Origin of the sequence: Archangium sp., assembly GCF_036277355.1 — a bacterium.
In the GTDB taxonomy this organism is placed as follows: domain Bacteria; phylum Myxococcota; class Myxococcia; order Myxococcales; family Myxococcaceae; genus Archangium.
Genome location: NZ_DASUNC010000157.1, coordinates 50,832 through 74,160 on the forward strand (window position 1 = coordinate 50,832; position 23,329 = coordinate 74,160).

At 67.9% G+C, this 23,329-nt stretch carries 20 protein-coding genes; 11 read left to right on the forward strand and 9 right to left on the reverse strand.

Features of this window, described 5'->3' with window-relative positions; genetic code table 11:
- Positions 1-7 precede the first annotated feature (7 nt).
- The 11 genes from VFZ09_RS39105 to VFZ09_RS39155 all read left to right on the forward strand — a co-directional run bounded on the left by VFZ09_RS39105 (position 8) and on the right by VFZ09_RS39155 (position 13,483).
- Positions 8-2,374 (forward strand): tetratricopeptide repeat protein, encoded by a 2,367-nt coding sequence (locus tag VFZ09_RS39105; RefSeq protein WP_329732870.1) that lies wholly within the window; start codon positions 8-10, stop codon positions 2,372-2,374.
- A 294-nt stretch (positions 2,375-2,668) separates the two neighbouring features.
- A complete protein-coding gene (locus VFZ09_RS39110) occupies positions 2,669-3,442 on the forward strand; it encodes a hypothetical protein (protein WP_329732871.1) in 774 nt (257 codons plus the stop codon).
- Positions 3,439-4,122 carry a hypothetical protein gene (locus VFZ09_RS39115; protein WP_329732872.1) on the forward strand — a complete coding sequence of 228 codons (684 nt, stop codon included), beginning with the start codon at positions 3,439-3,441 and terminating at the stop codon, positions 4,120-4,122. Before VFZ09_RS39110 ends, VFZ09_RS39115 begins: the two co-directional genes overlap by 4 nt.
- A gap of 106 nt (positions 4,123-4,228) precedes the next feature.
- Complete coding sequence (locus VFZ09_RS39120) at positions 4,229-7,504, forward strand: tetratricopeptide repeat protein (protein WP_329732873.1); 3,276 nt, start codon at positions 4,229-4,231, stop codon at positions 7,502-7,504.
- The gene (locus VFZ09_RS39125) at positions 7,501-8,694 is read left to right on the forward strand and encodes a tetratricopeptide repeat protein (RefSeq protein ID WP_329732874.1); all 1,194 of its coding nucleotides are present in this window, start codon (positions 7,501-7,503) and stop codon (positions 8,692-8,694) included. Before VFZ09_RS39120 ends, VFZ09_RS39125 begins: the two co-directional genes overlap by 4 nt.
- An 8-nt stretch (positions 8,695-8,702) precedes the next feature.
- Positions 8,703-8,987: a hypothetical protein gene (locus VFZ09_RS39130; RefSeq protein ID WP_329732875.1), complete on the forward strand. Its 285-nt coding sequence runs from the start codon at positions 8,703-8,705 to the stop codon at positions 8,985-8,987.
- Positions 8,988-9,011: 24 nt separating this feature from the next.
- Positions 9,012-10,373 (forward strand): AgmX/PglI C-terminal domain-containing protein, encoded by a 1,362-nt coding sequence (locus tag VFZ09_RS39135; protein ID WP_329732876.1) that lies wholly within the window; start codon positions 9,012-9,014, stop codon positions 10,371-10,373.
- Between the two features lie 38 nt (positions 10,374-10,411).
- A complete protein-coding gene (locus VFZ09_RS39140) occupies positions 10,412-10,861 on the forward strand; it encodes a cyclic nucleotide-binding domain-containing protein (protein ID WP_329732877.1) in 450 nt (149 codons plus the stop codon).
- 76 nt (positions 10,862-10,937) lie between these two features.
- Positions 10,938-11,495 carry a hypothetical protein gene (locus VFZ09_RS39145; RefSeq protein ID WP_329732878.1) on the forward strand — a complete coding sequence of 186 codons (558 nt, stop codon included), beginning with the start codon at positions 10,938-10,940 and terminating at the stop codon, positions 11,493-11,495.
- 120 nt (positions 11,496-11,615) lie between these two features.
- Positions 11,616-12,857: a hypothetical protein gene (locus VFZ09_RS39150; RefSeq protein ID WP_329732879.1), complete on the forward strand. Its 1,242-nt coding sequence runs from the start codon at positions 11,616-11,618 to the stop codon at positions 12,855-12,857.
- A gap of 14 nt (positions 12,858-12,871) precedes the next feature.
- Positions 12,872-13,483, forward strand: coding sequence for a polysaccharide biosynthesis/export family protein (locus VFZ09_RS39155; protein ID WP_329732880.1), 612 nt, complete (start codon positions 12,872-12,874; stop codon positions 13,481-13,483).
- Between the two features lie 76 nt (positions 13,484-13,559).
- Here VFZ09_RS39155 and VFZ09_RS39160 read toward each other — a convergent pair whose 3' ends face one another.
- The 9 genes from VFZ09_RS39160 to VFZ09_RS39200 all read right to left on the reverse strand — a co-directional run bounded on the left by VFZ09_RS39160 (position 13,560) and on the right by VFZ09_RS39200 (position 23,224).
- The gene (locus VFZ09_RS39160; protein ID WP_329732881.1) at positions 13,560-14,561 is read right to left on the reverse strand and encodes a hypothetical protein; all 1,002 of its coding nucleotides are present in this window, start codon (positions 14,559-14,561) and stop codon (positions 13,560-13,562) included.
- Positions 14,562-14,564: 3 nt separating this feature from the next.
- A complete protein-coding gene (locus tag VFZ09_RS39165) occupies positions 14,565-15,683 on the reverse strand; it encodes a DUF3696 domain-containing protein (protein WP_329732882.1) in 1,119 nt (372 codons plus the stop codon).
- Positions 15,680-16,849, reverse strand: coding sequence for a DUF262 domain-containing protein (locus VFZ09_RS39170; protein ID WP_329732883.1), 1,170 nt, complete (start codon positions 16,847-16,849; stop codon positions 15,680-15,682). The genes VFZ09_RS39165 and VFZ09_RS39170 overlap by 4 nt, the downstream gene beginning before the upstream one ends.
- Positions 16,850-16,927: 78 nt before the next feature.
- Entirely contained in the window at positions 16,928-17,752 is an 825-nt protein-coding gene (locus VFZ09_RS39175) for an inositol monophosphatase family protein (RefSeq protein WP_329732884.1), read from the reverse strand.
- Between the two features lie 17 nt (positions 17,753-17,769).
- Positions 17,770-18,318, reverse strand: a complete 549-nt coding sequence (locus VFZ09_RS39180; protein WP_329732885.1) for a TlpA disulfide reductase family protein — start codon at positions 18,316-18,318, stop codon at positions 17,770-17,772.
- Between the two features lie 5 nt (positions 18,319-18,323).
- Complete coding sequence (mpl, locus tag VFZ09_RS39185) at positions 18,324-19,790, reverse strand: UDP-N-acetylmuramate:L-alanyl-gamma-D-glutamyl-meso-diaminopimelate ligase (RefSeq protein WP_329732886.1); 1,467 nt, start codon at positions 19,788-19,790, stop codon at positions 18,324-18,326.
- On the reverse strand, positions 19,783-20,958 hold the full coding sequence (locus VFZ09_RS39190; protein ID WP_329732887.1) for a serine hydrolase domain-containing protein: 1,176 nt from the start codon (positions 20,956-20,958) through the stop codon (positions 19,783-19,785). The genes mpl and VFZ09_RS39190 overlap by 8 nt, the downstream gene beginning before the upstream one ends.
- Complete coding sequence (locus VFZ09_RS39195; RefSeq protein WP_329732909.1) at positions 20,955-21,866, reverse strand: LD-carboxypeptidase; 912 nt, start codon at positions 21,864-21,866, stop codon at positions 20,955-20,957. The genes VFZ09_RS39190 and VFZ09_RS39195 overlap by 4 nt, the downstream gene beginning before the upstream one ends.
- Before the next feature lie 134 nt (positions 21,867-22,000).
- Complete coding sequence (locus VFZ09_RS39200) at positions 22,001-23,224, reverse strand: RsmB/NOP family class I SAM-dependent RNA methyltransferase (protein ID WP_414640792.1); 1,224 nt, start codon at positions 23,222-23,224, stop codon at positions 22,001-22,003.
- Between the last annotated feature and the right edge of the window lie 105 nt (positions 23,225-23,329).

Genomic DNA, 23,329 nt, shown 5'->3' on the forward strand with positions numbered 1-23,329 from the left:
GCCGGCCTTGAGCACGTCGCGCCTCCACGCCCTGCTGCTCACGGCGGCCACGCTCGTGGCTCCCGGCTCCACGCGCGCCGCGGAGGCCCCTGCCCCGCCCCCGCCTTCCGCCCAGGAGCTGACCTCGCGGCTGGAGCAGGTGTCCGGACAGCTGAAGACCGCCGAGGAGAACCTCCGCTTCGTCGAGACGCAGTTCACCCAGCGCCCCGAGCCCGGTGAGGACGAGCTGCTGCTGCGGCGCTTCTCGGACGGGGAGATTCAGTACCAGCTGGAGGACTGGGCCGCCGCGTCGGTGCTCTTCTACGACCTGGTGGGCGACCCGAAGTTCCGCGCCCAGGGGCGCTACCCGGACGCGCTCTTCTACCTGGGGGACTCGCTCTACCGGCAGCAGAACTACGTCGGCGCGCGCATCTACCTGCGCGAGCTGCTCACCCAGAGCAGCACGAAGCACTACCGGGATGCGCTCGTGCGCTACGTGGAGATCGCCGGCCGGCTCAACCAGTTCACCGGCATCGACGAGTACATCGAGCGGGCGCGGCGCCTGTCGAGTGGCCAGCTGCCCCCGGAGCTCGAGTACGTCTACGCCAAGTGGCTCTTCAAGCGGACGGACCTGCCCGAAACGGAACGGCGCCAGCGCGCCCGCGCGGCCTTCCAGCCCCTGGCCAGCACCGCGGGCGGACGCTTCCAGAAGCAGAGCGCGTACTTCCTCGGCGTGCTGTCCGTGCAGGAGGGGAACTACGCGGGCGCCGTGGAGCAGTTCCGCCCCCTGGCCACCGAGGCGGTGCAGGAGCCGGAGCTGCGGCGGCTCCAGGAGCTGGCGAGCCTGTCACTGGGACGGCTGCTCTACGAGCTGGGACGCCTGGATGAGGCGCTCGACCGGTACGCGGAGGTTCCGCGCGAGAGCGAGGCCTTCGTGGATTCGCTCTACGAGATGGCATGGGTGCACGTGAAGAAGGGGGACTACGAGAAGGCGAAGAACGCCACGGACATCCTCCTGCTCGTGGGGCCCGAGTCCCCCGTCGCCCCCGATGCCCGCATCCTCCAGGGGCACCTGCTGCTCAAGCTGCACAAGTACGACGAGGCCACCGCCACGTACGAGGAGGTCATCGGAACCTACAAGCCGGTGCGGGACCAGGTGGACGCGCTGCTGAAGGCGAACCAGGACCCCGTCGCGTATTTCGACAGGCTGCTGGCGCGCAACGAGCGCACCCTGGACGTCACCACGCTGCTGCCGCCGATGGCGCTCCAGTTCGCCACCACCCAGGAAGAGGTGGCGAAGGCGGTGGCGATGCAGAAGGACATCGACAGCAGCAGCGAGAGCGTGGACGACTCGAAGGCCATCGCCACCCGCATCCTCCGGGCCCTGGACGAGCGCGGCCTCCAGGTGTTCCCCGAGCTGCAGGAGGGCTACCAGCGGGCGGACGCGGTGGACAGCGCGCTGGTGCGCACGGAGCAGCACCTGGTGCAGGTGGAGGGGGACGTGCTGCGGGGACGGCTGCGCCCCGAGGAGCTCACCGCGCTGGAGACGGTGCGCCGTGAGCGCGAGGCCCTGGGCGCTCGGCTGGCGACCCTGCCCACCACGCCCCAGGAACTGGAGACACGGCGGGAGCGGATGCAGTCCAAGGTGGACGAGCTGGACCGCGACGCCTTCCAGCTGGGCTTCGAAATCCAAAGCATGGAGGCCATCTCCATCGCGGTGCGCAAGTTGTTGGAGGACACGCGCGCCGAGCGCACCAGCACGCCCGAGGAGGAGCAGGAGTTCCTCGACCAGCTGCGCAACGAGGAGCAGGCGGTGGAGACGCGCAAGGCCGAGCTCAAGCTGCTCCGCTCGCGCCTGGCGGATGAGCGTGCGTCCGCGAGTGCCTTCGTGTCGGGTGAGGACGTCCTGCGCGTGCAGTACCGCGAGCTTCTCCAGCGCGAGCACGCCCTGCTGACCGCCGCCGAGCAGCGGCTGTCCGGAGAGGACGCGGCGCTGGTGGCCCGGACGCACGAGACGCGCCAGCGCTCGGAGGCCCTGCGCGCCCGGGTGGACACGGCCCGGCAGGTGCTGCGCGCCCAGGTGGAGCAGCGCGGCGCGGTCATCAAGGGCAAGGTGCTGGCCGAGCAGCGGTTGCTCCAGGACTACCACCAGGAAGTCGTCAGCGTGTCCGGCGACGCGCGCAACCTGGTGGGCCGCATCGCCTTCGAGAGCATCCAGAAGGTGCGCAAGCAGTTCTATGACCTCGTCCTCAAGGCGGACGTGGGCCTGGTGGACGTGGCCTTCACCCGCAAGCAGGACAAGACGTCGGAGATCCAGAAGCTCTCCGCGCAGAAGGACAAGGATCTGCACGACCTCGAGAAGGAGTTCGAGGAAGTCCTCAAGGACGAGAAGTAGAGAGCGTCCTCAGCGCATCCCCAAGGATTGCAGACGGTTGGCGAGCCTCCCCCAGGAGCCACGCGACTCTACACTCGCGTCACATCACATGACTTTTGAAGTAGTGTCCGGTAGAATCCCAGGCCGGAGATTGCGCCATGCGCGCAGGCACTGGTACGCTCTCCCCGGGTATAGGGGTTTCCATGCTTTGACTGGAGATTCCTGGTACGCTTTTTTTGGGGCTGGATGGGGAGGACGAGCGAGAACAAGAGCGAACAGGCACCGGGAGCGAATCCTGGCCACTGGAAGGGAGCCATGGCTTACGAGAATGCACGCAGATGGTTGCCAGGAGCCCTGCTGGCTTCGACTCTGATGGTCTCGGGATGTTCGTCTTCTCAAGCCATTGAAGGGGTCGTACGACCCAAGCCAGGAGAGCCGCTCCTGGAGAGTCTCCCCGGACCGATGCCGGGCTTTGGACCCTTCGACTCCTATTCGGATGCTCTGCTCTCAGCCTGCTCGCTCATTCTTTCAAAACCGAATGCGAACGCTGGACGAGTTGGAGACCAGGACTTCCAACTTCGCTGGCGGATTTCAAATGAGTACTGCGCATGGCTCTACTACACGCCTGAGCGCAAGTATGAAATGAGCATGCTGACGGATCAGCACAAGCTGGATGACCTGAATGGAAGAAGGAGTTGCCTGCTTCCATCGTCCGTGGATGACTCGCGCTATCCGCAAGACAGCCTCAAATACATCTTCGCACTGCACAATCATCCCTACGGCAGCACGATCTCCAGGGACGACATCCGTCTCATCGTCGCAGAAGGAGCGCAGCACGGCCTTGAAATCCACACGAAGGATGGAGTTTCGCAACTCTCCATCGTGGCCTTCTTCTCGAATCGAGCCACTGAGCCTTCGTGTGACGGCTTTCATCAATACATCCCCTCCACCCATCAAATCTTGAGGTGGACCAAGACAGAAAACCAATGGCGTTGCAAACAAACGGGGCGCGTTGATTGGCATGCTGATGGGAAGCGCTTCTCCATCACGGAAACAAACGCCGCATGCTTCAGCAAGGGGGAGCCATGAAATATCCACTCATTTTGACCACCCTGCTGACCTCGAGCTGCGTGCTCTTTCCGAAGCCGCCTCCGGAAGACCTGTCCATCCGGTTTCCGGACTTCTACAAAAGCTTCCCGACCCTCGTTGGACAACAGGGTCAACCGTATGAATTGGACGGTGTGACACTCAGGGCTATCGGTATCGCCGCCAATGATTTCATCCCTCCGGGATACAAGGGCCGGACGTGCTGGGATAGGCAAGAGGCGCATCTCTACCGAGTCATCCGCCAGGGCGACATCATCTTCGTGGATATCTCCACGAACCCAGCGGCCTGCGAACAAAGCGCCATCCCAATGGACGGCGGAGCGAAGTACGCCATCAGCACCGATGGCCGCATCCTCCGTCGCTTGTTCGACGGTGAGCCCGAGGATTTGAGCCCGGCTTCCGGGACCGCGGAGCAGGAGTCGCAGGGCACTCCTTTTCCCGATTCACAAGTTGGCGGCGTCTGGGGCAAGCCAGACCCAAACCTCCCTTCGTCATGGTTCGACGGAGGCACCCGCAGTCCGCCCCCGGAATCACCATCCGCGCCACCTCCCGCCGCAGCCTCGCCCGACGCCGGCTCCCTTGTTCCGGACGGCGGCGTTCAGACTCCGGATGGTGGTTCACCGGGAGCTCCGTCCCCGCCGCTCCCTCCCGACGCGGGATGAGCGGAGGGGGTCGGCTGAAGCCTCTTGCATGGCTGCTCGCCTGCCTGCCCCCACCCGACAGTCCTTGGGAGCCATCCACCGCGTTGGCTAGGATGCGGCGGATTCGATGCGCCGCCCCCTGCTGCTCGCCCTCCTGACGCTGGCCTCCGCGCACGCCGCCGCGCAGGACGAGGCACGTCCGGCGCCAGCCGCCTCGCGCTTCTCGGGACTCGGCCGCACGCCCGAGCAGGAGAAGCTCCTCGAGGAGCTGAGCGAGGCCGTCCAGCGCTACGAGGAGGAGTCCCGCGAGTACAAGCAGGAGATCCAGCGCCTCATCCAGAAGAAGTACCAGGAGAAGCGCGGCCAGCTGGCGGACGCGTACGAGAAGGCCATCTCCAGCATGGAGAGCCAGGAGCGCCAGGAGCGGCTGGAGGCCATCGCCCGCTTCGAGGAGTTCCTCCGGCGCTACCCCGAGGAGCCCCGCTACACCCCGGACGTCATGTTCCGTCTGGCGGAGCTGTACTACGAGCGCTCCAGCGACACGCACCTCGTGGCCATGCGCGAGCAGGAGGAGACACTGCGCTCCCTCCCCGAGGGCGCCGAGCCCCCGCCCGAGCCACAGCCGGATTTCGAGCCGTCCATCTCGCTCTACCGGCAGCTGCTGTCGCGCTTCCCGGACTACCGGCTCAACGACGGCGCGCTGTACCTGCTCGGCTACTGCCTGGAGAAGCAGAACGCCTTCGAGGAGGGCCTCGCCTCCTACCAGCGGCTCATCACCCGCTACCCCACCAGCCGCTTCGCCACCGAGGCCTGGGTGCGTATCGGCGAGTACTACTTCGACGCGTACAGCGATCCCGACGCCCTCACCAAGGCCGCCCAGGCCTACGAGGCCGCCATCCGCGACACGTCGCATCCGCTCTACGACAAGGCCCTCTACAAGCTCGGGTGGACGTACTACCGCATGGACCGCTTCGACGAGGCCGTCGACCGGTTCATCACCCTCGTGGACCTCTACGAGGCCCAGCGCGCCACCCAGGGCGACGAGTCCGGCGGCGGCGACCTGCGCAACGAGGCCCTCCAGTACACCGCCATCTCCTTCGCCGATGACACCTGGGGCGGCCTCGCCAAGGCCCAGGCCTACTTCGCGAAGATCGGCCCCCGCCCCTACGAGCCCGAGGTGTACCGCCGCCTCGGCGATGTCTTCTTCGACCAGACCCACCACGAGGCGGCCATCGCCGCCTATACGCTCGTGCTCCAGAAGGATCCGCTCTCACCGGACGCCCCGCTGCTCCAGCAGAAGCTCGTCCAGGCGTACGAGCGGGACCGCAAGCTGACCGAGTCCTCCGCCGAGGCCCAGAAGCTCTCCGAGCTCTACTCGCCCGGCGCTCAGTGGTACCAGGCGCACCAGCGCGACCCCGACGTACTGGCCACCGCCGACGACCTCACCGAGAAGAGCCTCTACTCCAGCGCCATCTACCACCACCAGCAGGCCCTGGTGTTCAAGCAGGAGGGCAAGTTCGACCAGGCCAAGGCCAGCTTCGAGCTCGCCGCCTCCGGCTACTCCAAGTACCTCGAGCGCTTCCCGCGCAGCAAGAACGCCTACGAGCTCGAGTTCTACGCCGCCGAGTGTCTCTACAACTCGCTCCAGTTCGGCGAGGCCGCCAGGCACTACGAGGCGGTGCGCGACTCCACCCTGGGCAGCAAGTACTTCGCCGAGTCCGCCTTCAGCGCCGTGCTCTCCTGGCAGAAGCAGCTCGAGGTGGACATCAAGGCCGGCAAGCAGCCCGCTCCCACCCCGCTGCGCTCCAGCGAGCGCCCCGAGGGAATGCCCATCCAGCCCTCGCCCCTCACCGCGCTGGAGGCGAAGCTCGTGGCCGTCTCGGACATCCACGTGGCGAAGCTCCCCCAGAGCGAGCGCTCCCCGAGCATCGCCTACAAGGCCGCCGAGCTGTACTACGCCCACGACGACTTCCCCGAGGCGCGCCGCCGCTTCGAGGCCATCGTCAAGGCGTACCCCCAGCACGAGGTGGCCCGCTTCTCCACCAACCTCATCGTGGAGACCTTCCTCATCGGCCAGGACTGGAAGAGCGTCGAGGAGGTCAGCGGTCAGCTCGCCGCCAACAAGGACGTCATCGACCCCAGGAGCGACCTCCACAAGGACCTGGTCCGCTTCAAGCTCGCCGGCCGCTTCAAGCTCGCCGACCAGCTCCTCGCTGAAGGCAAGTACGACGAGGCCGCCGCCAAGTACATCGAGCTCGTCAACGAGGCCCCCCGCCACGAGTTCGCCGACAAGGCCCTCAACAACGCCGCCGTGGCCTACGAGAAGACGCAGCGCTTCGACTCGGCCCTCAAGCTCTACGAGCGCATCTTCCGCGAGTACCCCTCCTCGCCCCTCGCCGATGGCGCCCTCTTCCGCGTGGCCGTCAACGCGCAGAACTCCTACGACTTCGACAAGGCCGTGGAGAGCTACCAGAAGCTGGTGAAGGAGTACCCCGCTTCCAAGGACCGCGAGGCCGCCCTCTTCAACGCCGCCACCCTGCTCGAGGGCCAGCAGCGCTACGCCGAGGCCGCCGCCGCCTTCCAGCGCTACGCCGAGCTCTTCCCCACCGCCGAGGACGCGCCTCGCAACCAGTTCCGCGCCGCCCTCATCCTCGAGAAGCGCGAGGACTGGAAGGGCGAAATCCGCGCCCTGGAGTCCTTCGTGCGCAAATTCTCCTCCCAGCCCGCCCAGGTGGAGCTCGTGGTGGAGGCGAAGCGCCGCATCGGTGATGCGTGGGCCAAGCTGAAGAACGAGAAGGAGGCCCTGCGCGCCTACACGGCCGCCGCCGACGAGTTCGACCGCCGCAAGCTCCAGCCCGAGGTCCAGCCCCGCGCCGCCGATGCCGCCGCCTTCAGCCGCTTCCAGCTCGCCGAGGCCGAGTTCCGGGGCTTCGACAAGCTCAAGATTGGCGGCAAGGGCAAGGCGCTCGAGCGCAGCTTCACCTCCAAGCGCAACGGCGTGAAGTCCGTCAACGACGCCTACGCCCGTGTATTCCCCTACAAGCGCCTGGAGTGGACGCTCGCCGCCCTCTACCGCCGCGGCTATGCCCTGGAGCGCTTCGCCAACACCATCATCGAGACGCCCGTCCCCCCCGACGTGAAGCGGCTCGGCGAGGAGGCCGTGGTGGCCTACCAGGACCTGCTCGCCCAGCAGACCGCCACCCTCGAGGACGCCGCCGTCGAGAGCTACGCCGCCACCCTCCAGGAGGCGCGCAAGAACCGCATCTCCAACGAGTGGACCAAGAAGACCCTCGAGTCGCTCCACCGCTTCCGGCCCAAGGAGTACCCGGTGCTCAAGGAGCCCAAGGACGCCATCGCCTCGGAGCAGCTCTACCCCGAGGGCCTCGTCGGAGGTGGCAGGTGAGCCCTCGCCGTCTGCTCGTCCCGGCCCTGCTGCTGCTCGCCTCCGCTTGCGCCACCACGCCCAAGCCGGCGCCCCAGGCCTCCTCCGCCGCGGCTGTCTCCGCCATGCCGGACGCGGGCACTCCGGACACCGCCGCGAAGAAGGCCGCTCCCCAGGAGGCCACGACCGAGCGCCGCCCCAAGGATGACGCGGCGTGGACGAACCTCGGCATCACCCAGGAGCGGCTGGGCAAGCACGACGAAGCCGAGCGCTCCTACCGTCAGGCCCTGGAGCTCGCGCCGGACTCGCAGGCCGCCTGGGACAACCTCACCCGCCTCCAGTGCCGCACCGGCAAGGCCTCCCAGGCCGAGTCCTCGCTGCGCGAGCTGCTCCAGGCGAAGCCGGACGCCCTCGCTCCCCGCCTCGCACTCGTGCAGGCGCTGCTGTGCCAGAAGAAGCTCGACGCGGCCGCCACCGAGGCCAAGCGCGTCCTCAAGGCCGAGGAACGCAACGTGCGCGCCATGCAGCTGCTCGCCCAGGTGTACTACCGCGAGCGCAAGTACGAGCTGGCCCGCATGGTGCTGGAGAACGCCCGCACCATCTCCCCCGACGAGGCCGCCACCCACAACGCCCTCGGGCTGGTGCTGCTCGCGCTCGGGACGAAGCCCACCGCCCTCGAGTCCTTCAAGAAGGCCTCCGAGCTCAAGCCGGACTTCGCCGAGGCCCGCAACAATTTCGGCGCCCTCCTCAACGAGGCCCAGGACTTCCCCGCCGCCGCCCGCGAGCTGGAGGCCGCCGTCCAGGCCGCTCCCGACTTCGTCTCCGCCCGCCTCAACCTCGGCAACGCGTACCGCGGCCAGGGGGACTTCGCCCGCGCCCTCGCCGAGTACCAGCAGGTGCTCCGCCTCGCCCCCGCCCTGCCCGACACCTACTTCAACCTCGCCATCCTCCACCTCGACGCCGAGCCCAAGGAGCTGGACACGCTCGAACGGCTGCGGGCCTGCCTGTCCTTCTTCGAGCAGTACCGCGCCCGGGGCGGCCGCGACGAGCGCGTGGACGACTACGTCAAGGACGCCCGGAAGGGCATCGAGAAGGAGGAGCGCCGCCGCGAGCGCGAGAAACGCGAGCAGTTGCGCAAGGCCCAACAGGCCGAGCCCCCTGCTTCCGGCGAGTCTCCCACCTCGGATAGAGTCGCCGAGGAGAAGAAGTGAGCCCGCCCATGCGCCCTGCCCTCGCCCTCGTGCTGCTGCTCGCCGCCGCGCCCGCGTCCGCCCAGGACACCGCCGCGTCCAGCGCCCCCCCCCAGCAGACGACCTCCCAGAAGGAGAAGGACGGCAAGAAGCGCAAGGTCATCCGCCTGGACGCCATCACCGTCGAGGGCAACATCCAGAAGCCCCAGGCCTTCTACATCCTCCAGCGCTCCAACCTGAATTTCGACGAGCTCAACAAGGCCGAGAGCTTCACGCCCAAGGTCGTCAAGAGCGTGGAGAAGGAACCCTTCTAGGGTAGGAAGGGTTCCGAGCAGACCATGGCTTCCCCCTCGCCGAACAACCGCATCCTCCGCGTGGGCCTCCTCCAGGGCACCCGCATCCTCGAGGAGCGCCACCTCCACAAGCCCGGTGACTTCACCGTCGGCCAGGATCCGAAGAACTCCCTCGTGCTGCCGCTGCCGGAGCTCCCGGCCAGCTTCCCCGTCTTCGAGTACCGCGCCAGCCAGTACAACCTCGTCTTCACGGACGACATGCGGGGCCGGGTGAACCTCGGCTCCTCGGACGTGGACTTCCAGACGCTGCGCACCCAGGGCATGGCCATGGAGCGGGGCATGCAGTACGTCCTGCCCCTGCAGGAGAGCGCCCGCGGCGTGGTGGAGCTCGACGAGGATCTCCGCCTCTTCTTCCAGTTCATCCAGCCCCTGCCCGCCTCCGAGGCCCCCCGGCTCCCGCCGGATCTCCAGGGCGGCTCGTGGCGGAGCATGGACCGGTTGTTCTTCGGCATCCTCGCCGCCTCGCTGCTGCTCCACTTCTCCGGCGCGGCCCTCATCATCTCCTCCGACCCTCCCCCCGAGCCCGAGCTGGAGCTGGACCAGCTGGATGACCGCTTCGCCCGGGTGCTCATGCCCCCCAAGGTGGAGGAGCCCAAGAAGCAGGCCACCGACACGGCCCAGGCCGCCGCCGACACCGAGAAGGACAAGCCCCAGGCGAACGACTCGGACGACAAGCCCGCCTCGGACACCGCCTCCCGGCCCTCCACCCCCGAGGAGGCCGCCGCCCGGCGCGCCGAGGTGGCCAAGAAGGTCGCCGGCAAGGGCCTGTTGAAGATCCTCGGCTCCTCGGGCGGGGGCGGCGGCGCGTTCTCGGACGTGCTCGGCGGCAGCACCGGCGGCGGGGACATCGCCCAGGCGCTGGCCGGCGCGGGCGGCGTGGGCATCGCCACCGAGGCCTCCGTGGGCGCCAATGGCCCTCGCGGCGGTGGCGAGGGCAAGGTGGCCGGCATCGGCGACCTCGGCACCAGCGGCGGCGGCAAGGTGGACCTCGGCTCCAAGAAGGAGGTGGAGATCTCCGGCCGCGTCTCCGCCGCCACCCCCGAGGTGGACAGCTCCGATGTGGACCGCGAGGCGCTCGCCCGCTACATCAAGACCCGCCTCAAGGCCATCCAGGGCTGCTACGAGAAGGAGCTCAAGCGCAACCCCAGCCTCAAGGGCAAGGTCATGGTGCGCTTCAACATCCTCCCCTCCGGCCGCACCGGGGACATCGAAATCGAGGAAAACACCCTGGGCAGCGACGCCGTGGCCAGCTGCATCCGCACGGTGGTGCGCGGCTGGGTGTTCCCCTTCAAACCAGATGACGAAGTCCCGGTGGCCTACCCGTTCGTCTTCACCCCGGCGGGGTAGACTGGAGCCAGCAACCTGCATCCCGGGGGGTTGGGGTCATGGAGAAGCTGGCCGTCATTTCATCCTCGCCGCTGTTCGAGATGCTCTCCAGCACGGAGCTGGCCTACCTGGCAGAGCTGGCCGAGCAACATCGCTATGAGGCCGGGGAGCCCGTCTTCGAGGAGGGCGAGCCAGGCGACAGCCTCTATGTCATCGTCCGCGGGGAGGTGGAGGTGGTGCGGCGCGACAGCGGCGGAGCCCCCCGGCCCCTCACGGTGCTCACCGCCCCGGACTTCTTCGGGGAGATGAGCCTCATCGACAAGGAGTACCGCTCGGCCACGGTGCGGGCGCGCACGGAGGCGGTGCTGCTGCGGCTCACCACCCAGCACCTGTCCACCTTCCGCCAGACGCACCGCGACGGCTTCACCTTCGTCGTCATCAACATCGCGCGCATCCTGTCGGCCCGGGTGCGCGAGGCCAACGCCCGGCTCACGGCCAGGCAGGCATGAGTGGCCCCGCGCGTTGACACCCCCCGTCCGCCTCTCTAGCGTCGGGGGCATGCACCGCGGGCCTGGAGTCGAGGACATGCGCTACATCGGAGTGCTGGGGATGGTGCTCGCGAGTGGGCTCGCCCTGGCCCAAGCGGCCCCCCGTCCGCCCCCGGCCCCCGTGGCCCTGACGGCGGAGAAGGCCAGCGACGTGCCGGACGCGCAGAAGCTCGAGCGCAGCACCAAGGCGCTCGGCGGCATGCGCGAGGTGCTCCGGGACGTGCTCGCCAAGCTGGAGGAGGCCCGGCGCGCCAAGGACGTGGTGAAGCTCAACTGCGTCAACGAGAAGCTCACGCAGATCAAGGGCCTGCTGCGCATCTCCGAGCAGTCGGACGTGGCGCTCCAGGAGGCCGTGTCCACCCGGGACTCCACCTCCAGTGCGCACGAGTACACCAAGGTGATGATCGCCCAGCAGAAGGTGGCCCAGCTGCGCACCGAGGCGGAGAAGTGCATCGGGCAGCTGGCGTTCCAGGCGGACGAGAACATGTCGGTGGAGGTGGAGGAGCCCACCAATCTGCCCGGGGGAGATCCCACCCAGCCGGCCCCCGTGGACGGGGTCGTCGTCCGCCCGCCGCCCGCCAGCGCCGTGCAGTGAACACATCCGGGTTGCCCCCCCGCCCTCCGGACAGCCGTGGCCGTTGAGGGAAAAGCCAAGTCGTTTCGAGCACAGACGAAGCGCGTGCTATGACCGGGAGCCCGGGGTCTTGACCGTTTCATGACGCAGCCTGCCAACAAGTGGAGGGCCTGGTGCCTGCTGGCCATGGTGGCGTCATGGCCCGCGCTCGGCCAGGCCCCGGGCGGCAACGGCATCAAGGTGGGCGATGGCAGGCTCCACGCCACCTTCGACTTCGAGACGCGCTACGACAGCGCCGCCGGCTACTTCCCGCCCCCGGGTAACACGGACCCCACCGTGGTGTCGGACCAGCTGTCCGGCGAGGCCCTGCTGCACATCCGGCCCGGGCTGCGGCTGGAGCTGCCCGGCAAGCGGGTGGACCTGGAGCTGAAGGGCTACGCCGACTACGTCCACTACACCGGCCTCTTCACCCCCGGCTCCACCAACACCTCGCACCTGCAGGCGCTGGCGGACCTGAATGTCGCCTTCAACAAGGAGGGACAGGTCGGGGTGGAGCTGGTGGATACCCTCCAGCGCTCGGACCGGACGCGCAGCGCGGCGATCGGCGCGGGCGTGCTGTCGCTCTACAACGAGCTGAAGCTGCGCGTGCCGCTGCGGCCCGGAGGTGGAGCCCTCGAGGTGATTCCCCAGGTGGGGTGGGCGCTGGAGCGCTTCCAGCCCATGGGCGCCCTGGCCCCGGTGGGCTGCGGCGGCCCCGAGTGCGACCCGGCCCAGGTGAACCGCTTCGACTACGACGACCTGCGCGCGGGCTTCGAGGGCCGCTGGCGCTTCCTGCCGAAGACGGCCCTGGTGGCGGACGTGGACCTGAACCTGCGCGACTACAGCCGCGGCGGCACCCCGAGTGCGCTGATTCTGAGGGGGAAGGCGGGCCTGGCGGGCCTGGTGACGCCGAAGATCGCCGTCACGGCCACGCTGGGTTGGGGCCAGGACTTCCGCGGCGCCGCGGGGGGTACCTTGATTGCCCAGGTGGAGGGCAGCTACCTGGTGAGCCCGACCACGACCGTGAAGGCCGGCTACGCGCGGACCCTGGAGCCCGTGGCGGCCTTCGGCCAGTTCCGGGATGACCGCGGGTACCTGGAGGGACAGGCCCTGCTCGGCGGCCGGCTCACCCTGCGGGCCACCAGCGCCATGGACTTCCTGAGCTTCGAGGGCGGCCGGCGCGACACCCTCTTCAAGCTGGACGTGGGCCCCCAGTACCAGTTCGAGAAGTGGCTCGTCGGTGGGGCTGGCTACCTGCTCAATACACGGACGTCGACGACCCCGGGCACGGGCATCAACTACTCGCGCCACGAAGGGTATGTTCGGATGACCGTGACGTACTGAGACGGCCTTCCGTGATGCGCTCCTTCCTTCTCTTCGTGCTGCTGCTCGGTGCGGTGACCGCCTGCCGCACCACCCCGCCCACCCAGGCGATCGACGCCTCGGCGCTCCCCGCTTCCCCTGCCTCCGAGATCGCCGAGACCCGGCGGACACTCGGCCCGGGAGACCTGGTGGACGTGCGCGTCTTCCAGGAGCCGGACCACTCGGGCGTGTGGGCCGTGTCTCCCGAGGGCACCATCGACTACCCGCTGTGCGGGAAGGTGCATCTTGCGGGCAGGACCTCGGGCACCGCCGCGGACGCGCTGCGCGAGTGCCTCACCCGCTACCTGCGCCACCCCGAGGTGTCCGTCGCCATCCGCGAGTACAACTCGAAGAAGGTCTTCGTCTTCGGCGAGGTGCAGAAGCCGGGCACGTTCTCCTACGAGGAGGGCATGACCATCATCGAGGCGGTGACGCTGGCTGGTGGCTTCACGAAGCTGGCCTCGCCCAACGGCACCCAGGTGGCCAGGCAGGACGCGGGCCAGCAGTTGAAGATCCGCGTGCCGGTGAAGGACATCCGTGACGGCGCGGAGAAGAACTTCGCCCTGCGGCCGGGTGACATCGTCTACGTGCCGGAGAGCTTCTTCTAGCCATTTAGCCGCGCGGAGGTGTGTGAAAGCGCGCCAGGCCACATCGAACACCTTTGTAGCCATTACGAGTGGAGAGCTACCCGTCACCTGGAAGCGGCAGGTGGTCGCGGAAAATAGCCACAATCACCTTCCCTCCCGATGCATTGACAGGAGGATGGATGTGGACGCGATTGGTATGACTCTCGAGTTTGTAGTGCCACTCGCAGTATAGCGTCTGCCCCTCGAGTTCTCTCTCCCTCGCACGCCGACATATTCCGTCGGTACGGACGTTGGGCTTCTCGGGCGCCACATCAAATCCCCAGCGGATGAATCGCTGTTGGATGATCTGATTCGTAACCGGTTTGCGGCCCCCGACGCTCGGCATGGGCTCTTCGGGCGAAAGCCGCCCGGTCTCGTCAGTGAAGACCCAGGCTCCGTGTTCGTCGAGCACGGCGAGGAATCGGTGAAGGGATTGCCTGACGCGCGCATAGCCCCCCTCGAAGTGGCCAAGCTCGCTCCATACCCCATTCAGAAACAGCAGGTCGGGGAAGGCATGAGGAGCGAGTACTTCCAGCCCCGCCTCGTCCACGCGCTCAACCTCCAGTGCGTCGCGGAAGAAGGCGCGATGCGATAGCTCGTCTACGACAAAGTGAACATGCTCCTTGACTCCATTGACGATAACCTCACATGGACCACGCCAAGGTCCTGGCAGGGGGAGACATGCAGTGGCCTGGCGCTCTCTGACCCGTGCATGCCCAAGCGCTGCAGAGGGTGACAGCACGTCGCGTCCCGCGATGTTCACGTCAATGGCGGGCCAAGCCGTCTCTTCGTCCCAGTACCGCATCATGTTGAGATGGCCGACAACCCGTTGACGCACCTCAAACGGAAGGTCTAGCGGAGAATCCGGGTTCCACAAGAGATCGTTCAACGTGTATGAGCCCAGAACCTGCTGTTGGAGCCACTCTCTGCTCGCCGCACAGGGCTCCTCCCGCTCGTAGGCGATATCCAATCGATCCAAGAGTTGTTCGAACCGCTCGATGAACGCCTCCCGGTTGTTGCCATCCCAGGCCCAACTTGACTCCTCCAGGACGAAACGCATTGGTTACCTCGGGGGGCCGCGCCGCACCCGCGCCAGCGCGGCCACATCGAGCTGATACTGGTCGAAGAACTTGCGCGGCCAGTCACTCAAGCCACCAGCCGCAGTAAAGCGAAGGGTGGATAGCTCTGGTTGTCCATCAGCCCGCACGTCGAAGAAGTGGACGAGTGCTCGGTCTGCCCCCAAAAGCCGATGCTCGCCGATGGCACGGCGGATGCCATTGAGCACATGGTCGCTGTGCGTCTCCACCAACACCTGGACCCCGTCACTTGCCAGGGTGGCAAGGAAGGTCCCCATGCGAGACTGTCCTGCGGGGTGCAAGTGAGCCTCAGGGTTCTCGACAATCAACAGCCCACCTGCGGGCGTGAACAGCCCGGCGAGTACAATAGGGAGGCTGTAGCTCACGCCGAAACCCATGTTGGGCGCGCGCACCCACTCGCCGCCTGGGGAACGAAAACGCAATGCGGTAACCGAAGTATTCGGGAACCAATCCGTGTTGATCTCCGTGGGGCGAGCGATATCGGAAAGCCACGCCTCGACTTGATACTTGAGGAAGGCGTTGACGTCCTCTTGACGCTCGGGGTGTATCCGGCCCGGTGAGACCTTTTCCTTCAGCCCATGGAGAGCCAATACCTGAGCGCAGAATTCACCCTGAACGCCGACACCTAAATCGTCTGCGGGCCGGGCGCTGGCACCCAGGACGTCCCGCGGGCCGAGTCGTTCGGCAGAAAGATAGGTGAACGCACGGTGTGGGCCACCCAATGATTGAGGAACAAGTTTCGGGGATTCCTTGATGGGCAGGTGAAGGAGAGTCTCGTCACGCGCGTCCAGGATGAAACGCACTTCCGTCCCATCATCCAGGAGCGCGGACAGTACGATCTCCGAGGCATCCACAGCCGTATGGAGGTTGAGTACGTCCTGGGCACTGCCCAATTCCAACCCAAAGGGCCCATTGAGAGGCACAGAGTTCGCACCAGAGGTGCTGGCCTCCCGGGCCAGGAGCAAAGCCTGGATGATCGTGGTTTTTCCCGCCCCGTTCAGGCCAGTAAGGACCGTGAGGGGCGCCAGATCAAGAGAGCAGGAGGAAAAGCGTTTGAACCCGGTGAGCCGGAGCTTCGTAATCATCCGGCGGCATCCTTGAGAATGTCTCGCGCCACCTGGAAACGGAGCTTGACCTTGGAAATATCCCCAGTCCCCTGGCTGACCGCGGCGTTGTAGTCGTAATCACCCATCCGCTTGCGCGCGGCGTTGACGATAGCATCCCTGTTCTGCATTAGCTTCTCGGGCTCATAATCGGCCAGCGCGACCGCCCAGCTCTCGAACAAGGCCCGGTTGATGGGGCCACGCTGGCGCGCCCCCAAGCGGTACTTGCGGAACGCGGTGTTACCGAAGACCGCAACCGCAGTGCGCATCGCGCGGTCAAAGTCCGCGGAGAGCTGCGTAATGACGGCATCGGAGAGGCCTTGCCCTGAGGGGTGGACTCCATCCACCTGGCGGGTGAAGTCGAGCAAGAAGGAGTCCAAGCTGTTGAAACTACGGTAATCATTCAGGTCTGGCAGTAATCGGAAGGCACAGAACCGAAGGGCGAGTTCCCGGTCCGCCATGCGCCGCTCATGACGGAAAGCCTCATCGGTTGCTTGGTGGAATGAGGGCAGGGCCGTCAGCGTCTTGAGCAAATCCCGCGAGCGCTTCCGGCTCATGCAATGCCGGATCTCCTGGGCAGTGAGAGGACTACCTCCCGTGTTGATTCGCCGGAAAACATCAAACTTGACGTCGTCAGGCGTCTGCGGCTCGATGACGTTGACGAAGATCTGCGTCTGCTGGAAGCGTCGTCGCAGGACCACATCGAGCTTATTGAAAGTCTGTCCCTCCAAGTCCTTGAGGTACTCAAGCTCGGAGAGCGCTTCTCCACCGGCGGCGAATCGGTTGATTGTCGTGAGGCGCTGCACGCCATCCACCACCTGCATTGCCCCCTGAAAGTCCTGGTTGAAGTAGAAAGCAGGCAACGGGATACCGAGCAGTACTGACTCGATCAGCCGCGACCTCTGAGCTTGCTTCCAGACGTAGAGGCGCTGGAAGTCAGGCGCCAAGTCAATATCTCCGTCCTTGATCATGTCCACGACCTGTCGGAGGGAGAAGGGTTTCGTGCTGATCCGAATCCTGGAAGGATCCCAAGGCTTCAGCTCCGCCGAACCCTCGCCGACCTCCTCCACCTCGACACCGGTGGCGTCGTTCTCGAAGAACTCCTGCTTGGGCTCCTCAGGGCTCTCCTTCGGCTTCTCATCGGCCATGGGTTCCTCTCTTTCCGTGCGCTTCGCGACCAACGGAGATAACAGCGTCGGCCATACAGTGTCGACATCATCACGCGCTCAGGCGCGCGGAGCCGGAGGTGTCCAGCCGAGGTCGGCGAGGAAGCCCTTGCTCTCGGCGATGAGCGCGGAAGCCAGGCCGGGCGCGCACGCGAGCACATCCCCCACTCCCACCTGGAACGGGGCCCCGTCGATGCACACCATCGCCCCTCCCGCCTCCTGCACCAGCAGCGAGCCCGCCGCCACGTCCCAGGGCTTGAGGCCGAACTCGAAGAACCCATCGAAGCGGCCGGCCGCCACGTAGGCCAGATCCAGCGCGGCACTGCCCGTGCGGCGGATGCCCTGCGCCCGGACGATGAAGCGCCGCAACAGCCCCATGGGGCCCTCGGGCTTCTGGTGCACGTCATACGGAAAGCCCGTGCACAGCAGCGCGTGCGACAGCTCCGTGCACCCCGAGGCCTTCAAGGACCGCCCGTTGAGCGTGGCCCCCTCCCCTCGCGCCGCGGAGAAGAGCTCGTCCAGCATGGGGTTGTAGATGGCGCCGGCCAGCACCCCACCCGGCCCCTCCACGCCCACGCTCACACAGAAGTGCGGCACCCGGTGCGCGTAGTTGGTCGTCCCATCCAGCGGATCCACCACCCACCGCAGCCCCGAGCCCTGCGACGCCCCACTCTCCTCGGCCAGAATCGCGTGGCCCGGGTAGCGCTGGCGGATGAAGCCGAGCACCGCCGCCTCGGCCGCCCGGTCCGCGTCCGTGACCAGGTCGATGCCGCCCTTGTACTCGATGGTGCGCTCGCCCAGGAAACGCTCGGAGAGCACCTTGCCGGCGAGCCGGGCTCCCTCCTCGGCGATACGGCGCAGCGTGGCGGGCGACTCATCGGACATGGCGGCTCCTCCTTCGTCTACTTCGCGGGCTCGGCGAGCAACTCCTCGATCTCCGCCTGGTACTTGCTCAGGTACTCCTCGGCGAAGCCCTCGTGCACGTAACGCACCCGGCCCTGCCTATCCAGCAGCACCGTGGTGGGCATGCCGCGCACGCGCAGCACCTTCTCCGACACCGCGGCGTTGGCATCCAGAAGCACGGGCAGCGTCACCTTCGTCTCCTCGAGGAACGGAGGAATGGCACGCGTGTCCTCGTCCACGTTGAGCGCGTACACCTTCAGGCCTCGCGCGGCGTAGTGCTTCGCGAGGTCCTGGTACATCGGCAGCGCGTCCTTGCAGGGCTCGCACCAGGTGGCCCACACGTCGAGCAGCACCACGCTGCCCCGGTCGCTGGCGATGGCGTGGGGCTCTCCCCCCGGGTAGCGCTTGACGGTGAAGTCCAGCGGCGAGGGCTCGGAGGACTCGAGGGCCGCCGAGCTGGTGGCCATCGCGGGAGCGGTGAGGGACGGCATCTTCTGCGCGCACCCGGACAGGGCGAGCGCGGCGAGGGCGAGGCGGAAGGAGCGCATGGGGCTCATTTTTCCCCGAAGCGGGCCCGGAGCGCGACGAGCAACTTCTCGATGAACCCTCCAAAGGCGCCATTGCTCATGATGAGCAACACGTCCCCGGGCTGGGACTCGCGCGCCACGCGCTCGACGAGCGAGGGCACGTCCGTGGCCGAGTCCGCGTCAATCCCCTGGGACTTCAGCGCCTCGGTGACGCGGGGCACGTTCAGCTCCTCGTCCACGGGCACCTTGTCGTGACGCTCGGGCACCTTGAGGCTGGCCCGGTGGGCTCCCGTGAAGGCGTGGGCGTAGTCCTCCTGGTGGATGTTGCGGCGGCTGGTGTTCGAGCGCGGCTCGAAGATGGCCCACAGCCGGCGCTCCGGGTAGCGGTGACGGATGGCGGCGATCGTCTCCCGCACCGCCGTGGGGTGGTGCGCGAAGTCGTCCACCACCAGGATGCCGCCCATCTCCGCCCGCACCTCCTGGCGCCGCTTCACCCCCTGGAAGGTGGCCAGGCCCTGGGCGATCTCCTCGAAGGACAAGCCCAGCCCGCGCGCCGCGGCGATGACGCTCAGCGCGTTCTCCACGTTGTGCATGCCCGAGAGCGGCAGCAGCACGCTCCCCAGCACCGTGCCGCGCTCCACCACCTCGAAGCGCGCGCCCTCGGGGCCGAAGCGCACGTTGCGCGGGGTGAAGTCCGCCTGCGCGCCCTCCTTCGCCACGTACGTCACCACCTGGCCCGGGCACGCCCGCGCCAGCTTCACCGCGTTCGGGTACGCCGCGCACACCACCAGCCGCCCGTCCTTCGGAATCAGCCGGACGAACTTGTCGAACGTGGACTCGTAGTGCGGCAAGTCCCGGAAGATGTCCGCGTGGTCGAACTCCACGCTGGTGAGAATGGCCGTCTTCGGCCGGTAGTGCAGGAACTTGGAGCCCTTGTCCCAGTAGGCCGTGTCGTACTCGTCACCCTCGACGACGAAGTGCGGCCCCTTCCCCACCCGGTAGTTGCCCGAGTAGTTCTGCGTGACGCCCCCCACCAGGAAGGATGGATCCTTCCCCGCCGCCACGAGCACGTGGGCCATCATCGAGGACGTGGTCGTCTTGCCGTGCGTGCCGGCCACCACGACGGAGTGCGCCCGGTCCAGGAAGAGCGAGCCCAGCGCGGCCGGGAAGCTCATCTGCGGAACGCGGCGCTCGCGCACGGCGGTGGCCTCGGGGTTCACCCGGCGGATGACGTTGCCGATGATGACGAGGTCCGGCTTCGCCGTGTCGAGGTTGCCCGGGCTGTAGGGCGTGAGCGCCTGGATGCCCCATGCGCGGAGCATGTCGCTCATGGGCGGGTAGACGTTCTCGTCGCTGCCGGTGACGTCGTAGCCCGCGGCCTTGAGCATGCCGGCGAACGAGCCCATGCCGGTGCCGGCCACGCCGACGAGGTGGATGCGGCGCACCGCGCCGGGGGTGATGGTTTCGAGGACGTTGCCGTTGTCGTCAGCCATGTGCTTTCGGGGTCAGGTCGTTGAGGCCGAGGGCTTCCACGACGAGGTCGTGGAAGACGGGACGGAATTCACGGATGCGGACTTCCTTGCGGCCATGGGCCACGCGGTTGGTGACGAGCGCCACCACGAGCGAGCGGCGCAGATCCACCCAGAGGCTGGTGCCGGTGAAGCCGAGGTGGCCCACCGCGCCCGGAGGCGTATCGCCGATGTAGTGGCCCGCGCTGGACAGCCCCTGGGAGGGCGTGTCGAAGCCCATGGAGCGCGTGCTGCCCTGCACGAGCGGATCATTCGCCAGCGCGCGGTACAGGAGGGGCGCGGGCACGAACGAGGGCGCCCCCGCGCACCCGGAGAGGATGGCCTGGCCGAAACGGGCCACGTCCACCGCGGTGCCGAAGAGGCCCGCGTGGCCACTGACGCCATCCATCACCCAGGCGTTGTCATCGTCCACCTCGCCGGGCACCGAGGGACGCGAGGGAAGCTCGCCCCACATGCCCTCCTGGCCGGGAGCGGGCTCGCGCGGGCGGGTGGCTCCGGTGGGCGCGACCCGGCCATCCGCGGGGAAGTCGGTGAGCCGGTGGAAGCGCGCGGAGAGGCCCATGGGCTCGGCGACGTGGCGCGAGAAGAGGACGTCCAGGGACGCGCCACCCACGCGGGCCAGGATCTCCCCCAGGAGGATGAAACCCACGTCACTGTAGGCGGTGGCGGTGCGCAGCGGGGCCACCAGCGCCGTGCTCGCGGCGGCCTGGATGACCTCGTCGCGGACCCGGGCCCGGGTGGCCGAGGGGCAGGACGGCTCGAGGAGCTCGGGATGGGCGGTGAGCGCCTGGGCGAAGAAGGGCACGAAGGGCGGCAGGCCCGAGCGGTGGTAGAGCAGGTCCGCCACCGTGGCGCCCGCGTCCCCCACGGGCGAGCCCGGGAAGAAGCGGGCCACGGGCGTCTCGGGACCGACCTTACCCTCGGTCCAGAAGCGCAGGAAGAGCGCGGTGGTGCAGAGCACCTTGGTGACGGAGGCCAGGTCGAAGCGGGTGTCTCCCGTGACGTTGCCCGCCACCCCGCCGAAAACCTGGACGCCCCGGTGCATCACCACGGCCTGGGCGGCCGGGAAGATGCCGAAGGTGACGGACTCATCCAGGAGTGCCTGGAGGTTGGCGATGGGGTGGCTGCTCATGCCTGCACCGCTCCTTCCAGGAAGGTGAGGCGGGCCACGCCGGCATCCAACCGCACCTGGGTGCCGAGGGCGACGGGGTAGTTGGGGATGCCGTGACCGATGGGGAAGCCGGCGGCGCACGGCAGGCCCGTCTCCTCGGCGAGCGAGCGGAGGACGTCCGCGGCGGTGTAGGGGGCGTTCTTCAGCTCGCACTCGGTGAAGTCGCCGAGCACGATGCCGCGGACCTGATTGAACACGCCCGCCAGCCGCAGGTGCGTCCAGATGCGGTCCAGCCGGTAGGGCGCCTCGCCCACGTCCTCGAGCAGGAGGATGGCCCCCTCGAGCGGCGGCATGTACGGGGTGCCCAGCAGCCGGGAGAGCACCGAGAGGTTTCCACCGAGCAGCGGGCCCTCGACGACGCCAGGGACGTAGGAGGCCTTGCCCTCGAGGGCCGGCGGGGGCTCGGGGGACTCGAGCAGCCGGAAGAGGTACTCCTGGACCTCGGGAGGCTGCTTGCCCAGGTGGGTGACGACGGGCCCGTGGATGGTGACGCGGCCGAGCCCCTGGAGGGGCAGGTGCAGGGCGGTGAGGTCGGAGAAGCCGACGAACGCCGTGGGAGCCATGTCCGCGAGCGGGAGCGAGGGCAACAGGCGCATGACGCCGTAGCCACCCCGGGCGCAGAAGATGGCACGGGCGTTGGAGTCGGTGAGGGCCCGGGTGAGCTCCTCGGCCCGGCGCGAATCAGGACCGGCGAGGTAGCGCCACGCCTCGTACAGGTCCGGCTGGTAGACCGGGCTGTAGCGCTGGGCGATGACGCCGAGACCGACCTCGAAGGTAGGCGGGTCGAAGGGACCAGCGGGCGCGACGATGTGGACGGTGTCGCGAGGACGCAGCAGGGGGGGCTTGAGCCAACGCACGGGCGCCTTCATAGCACCCGGTGCGCGCATGTCTCGGGCTTCGAACACGCCCTGTCCGAGGGAGAACCTCCCCCCTCCCTATGGGAGAAGACCAGGACGCCCCCTCTCCCTCTGGGAGAGGGCCGGGGTGAGGGTCTACCGCTCCCCTACCCGTTCCCCCGCTCGAGCACCGCGGCGAAGAACCCATCCGTCCCGTGCGAATGGGGAGCACAGAACAGGAAGCCCTCGCGGACACAGGACGGGTCCAACCCCCCCACCCCGGGAGGCACGAGCCGGAACCCGGGGGACTCGCGCAGGAACCCGAGGACCACCTCCTCGTTCTCCGCGCGATTCACGGTGCAGGTGGCGTAGACCACCCGGCCCCCCGGACGCACCAGCCGTCCCGCGCGCGCGAGGAGGTCGCGTTGCACCCGAGGCAGCTCGGACAGGGACGAGGGCTCGAGACGGAAGCGCGCATCGGGCCCCCGGCGCAGGGAGCCCAGCTCCGAGCACGGGGCATCCACGAGCACCCGGTCCACGAGCAGCCCCTCCGGGGGCGCGCGGAGCACCTGGACGTTCGAGACACCGGCCCGGGAACAGCGCTGCAGGAGCCGGTCGAGCCGCCCGGCATCCGGGTCGTACGCGAGGAGCCTGCCCCGGTTCTCCATAGCGGCGGCGAGCTGGAGCGTCTTGCCTCCGGCGCCGGCACACAGGTCGAGCACGCTCTCCCCGGGCCGCGCCTCGAGGAGCAGGCCGAGCAGCTGACTGCCCTCGTCCTGGACCTCGAAGAGGCCCTCGCGGAGCGAGTCGAGCCCATAGAGGTTGGGCCTGGGGCCCACGACGTGGAGCGCGAGGGGGCTGAGGGCACCGGGCCGGGTCTCGACGCCCTCGGAGCGCAGCCGTTCCGCCAGGGCTTCACGAGAGGTACGCAGTGGATTCACCCGGAGCGTGATGGGGCCGGGGACATTGAGGTGGGCGCAGAAGTCGTCGGCGGCGGGGCCGAGCTCGCGGGAGAAGTGCTCGGCGAGCCAGTCGGGCAACGAGTACCGGAGGGCGAGGGACGGGGGCTCCTCGGAGGACAGGGGCAGCGGCGTTCCGAGTCCGGAGAGCCGGGCGGCCTCCGCTGGGGGCACACCGGCGAGCCCCTGGAGGAAGGCGAAGAGGAGCGCGGAGGGGGGGGCGTCCGGGTTTCCGAGGAGGAAGCCGAGCCGGCGGCGCCAGAGGCCGACGTTGAAGAGGGACTCGGCGAGGGCCTGGCGCTGTTCACGGAAGAGGTCCCGGTGGGAGCGGAGGGTGCGGTCGAGCACCCGTTCCGCGGGGCTGCCCGAGAGGATGAGGGAGAGGGCCTCGGCGGCGATGGGGGCGATTCCATCGAGCGCCGGCCAGGGAATCGAGCGAAGCCGGGAGAGTGGGTCGAAACGGGTTGTTGACAGGACGGACTCCGTTCTTTAGAAAGCACCTCGTTGTCGCGGCGGTCCACACCGGCCAACGCGCAG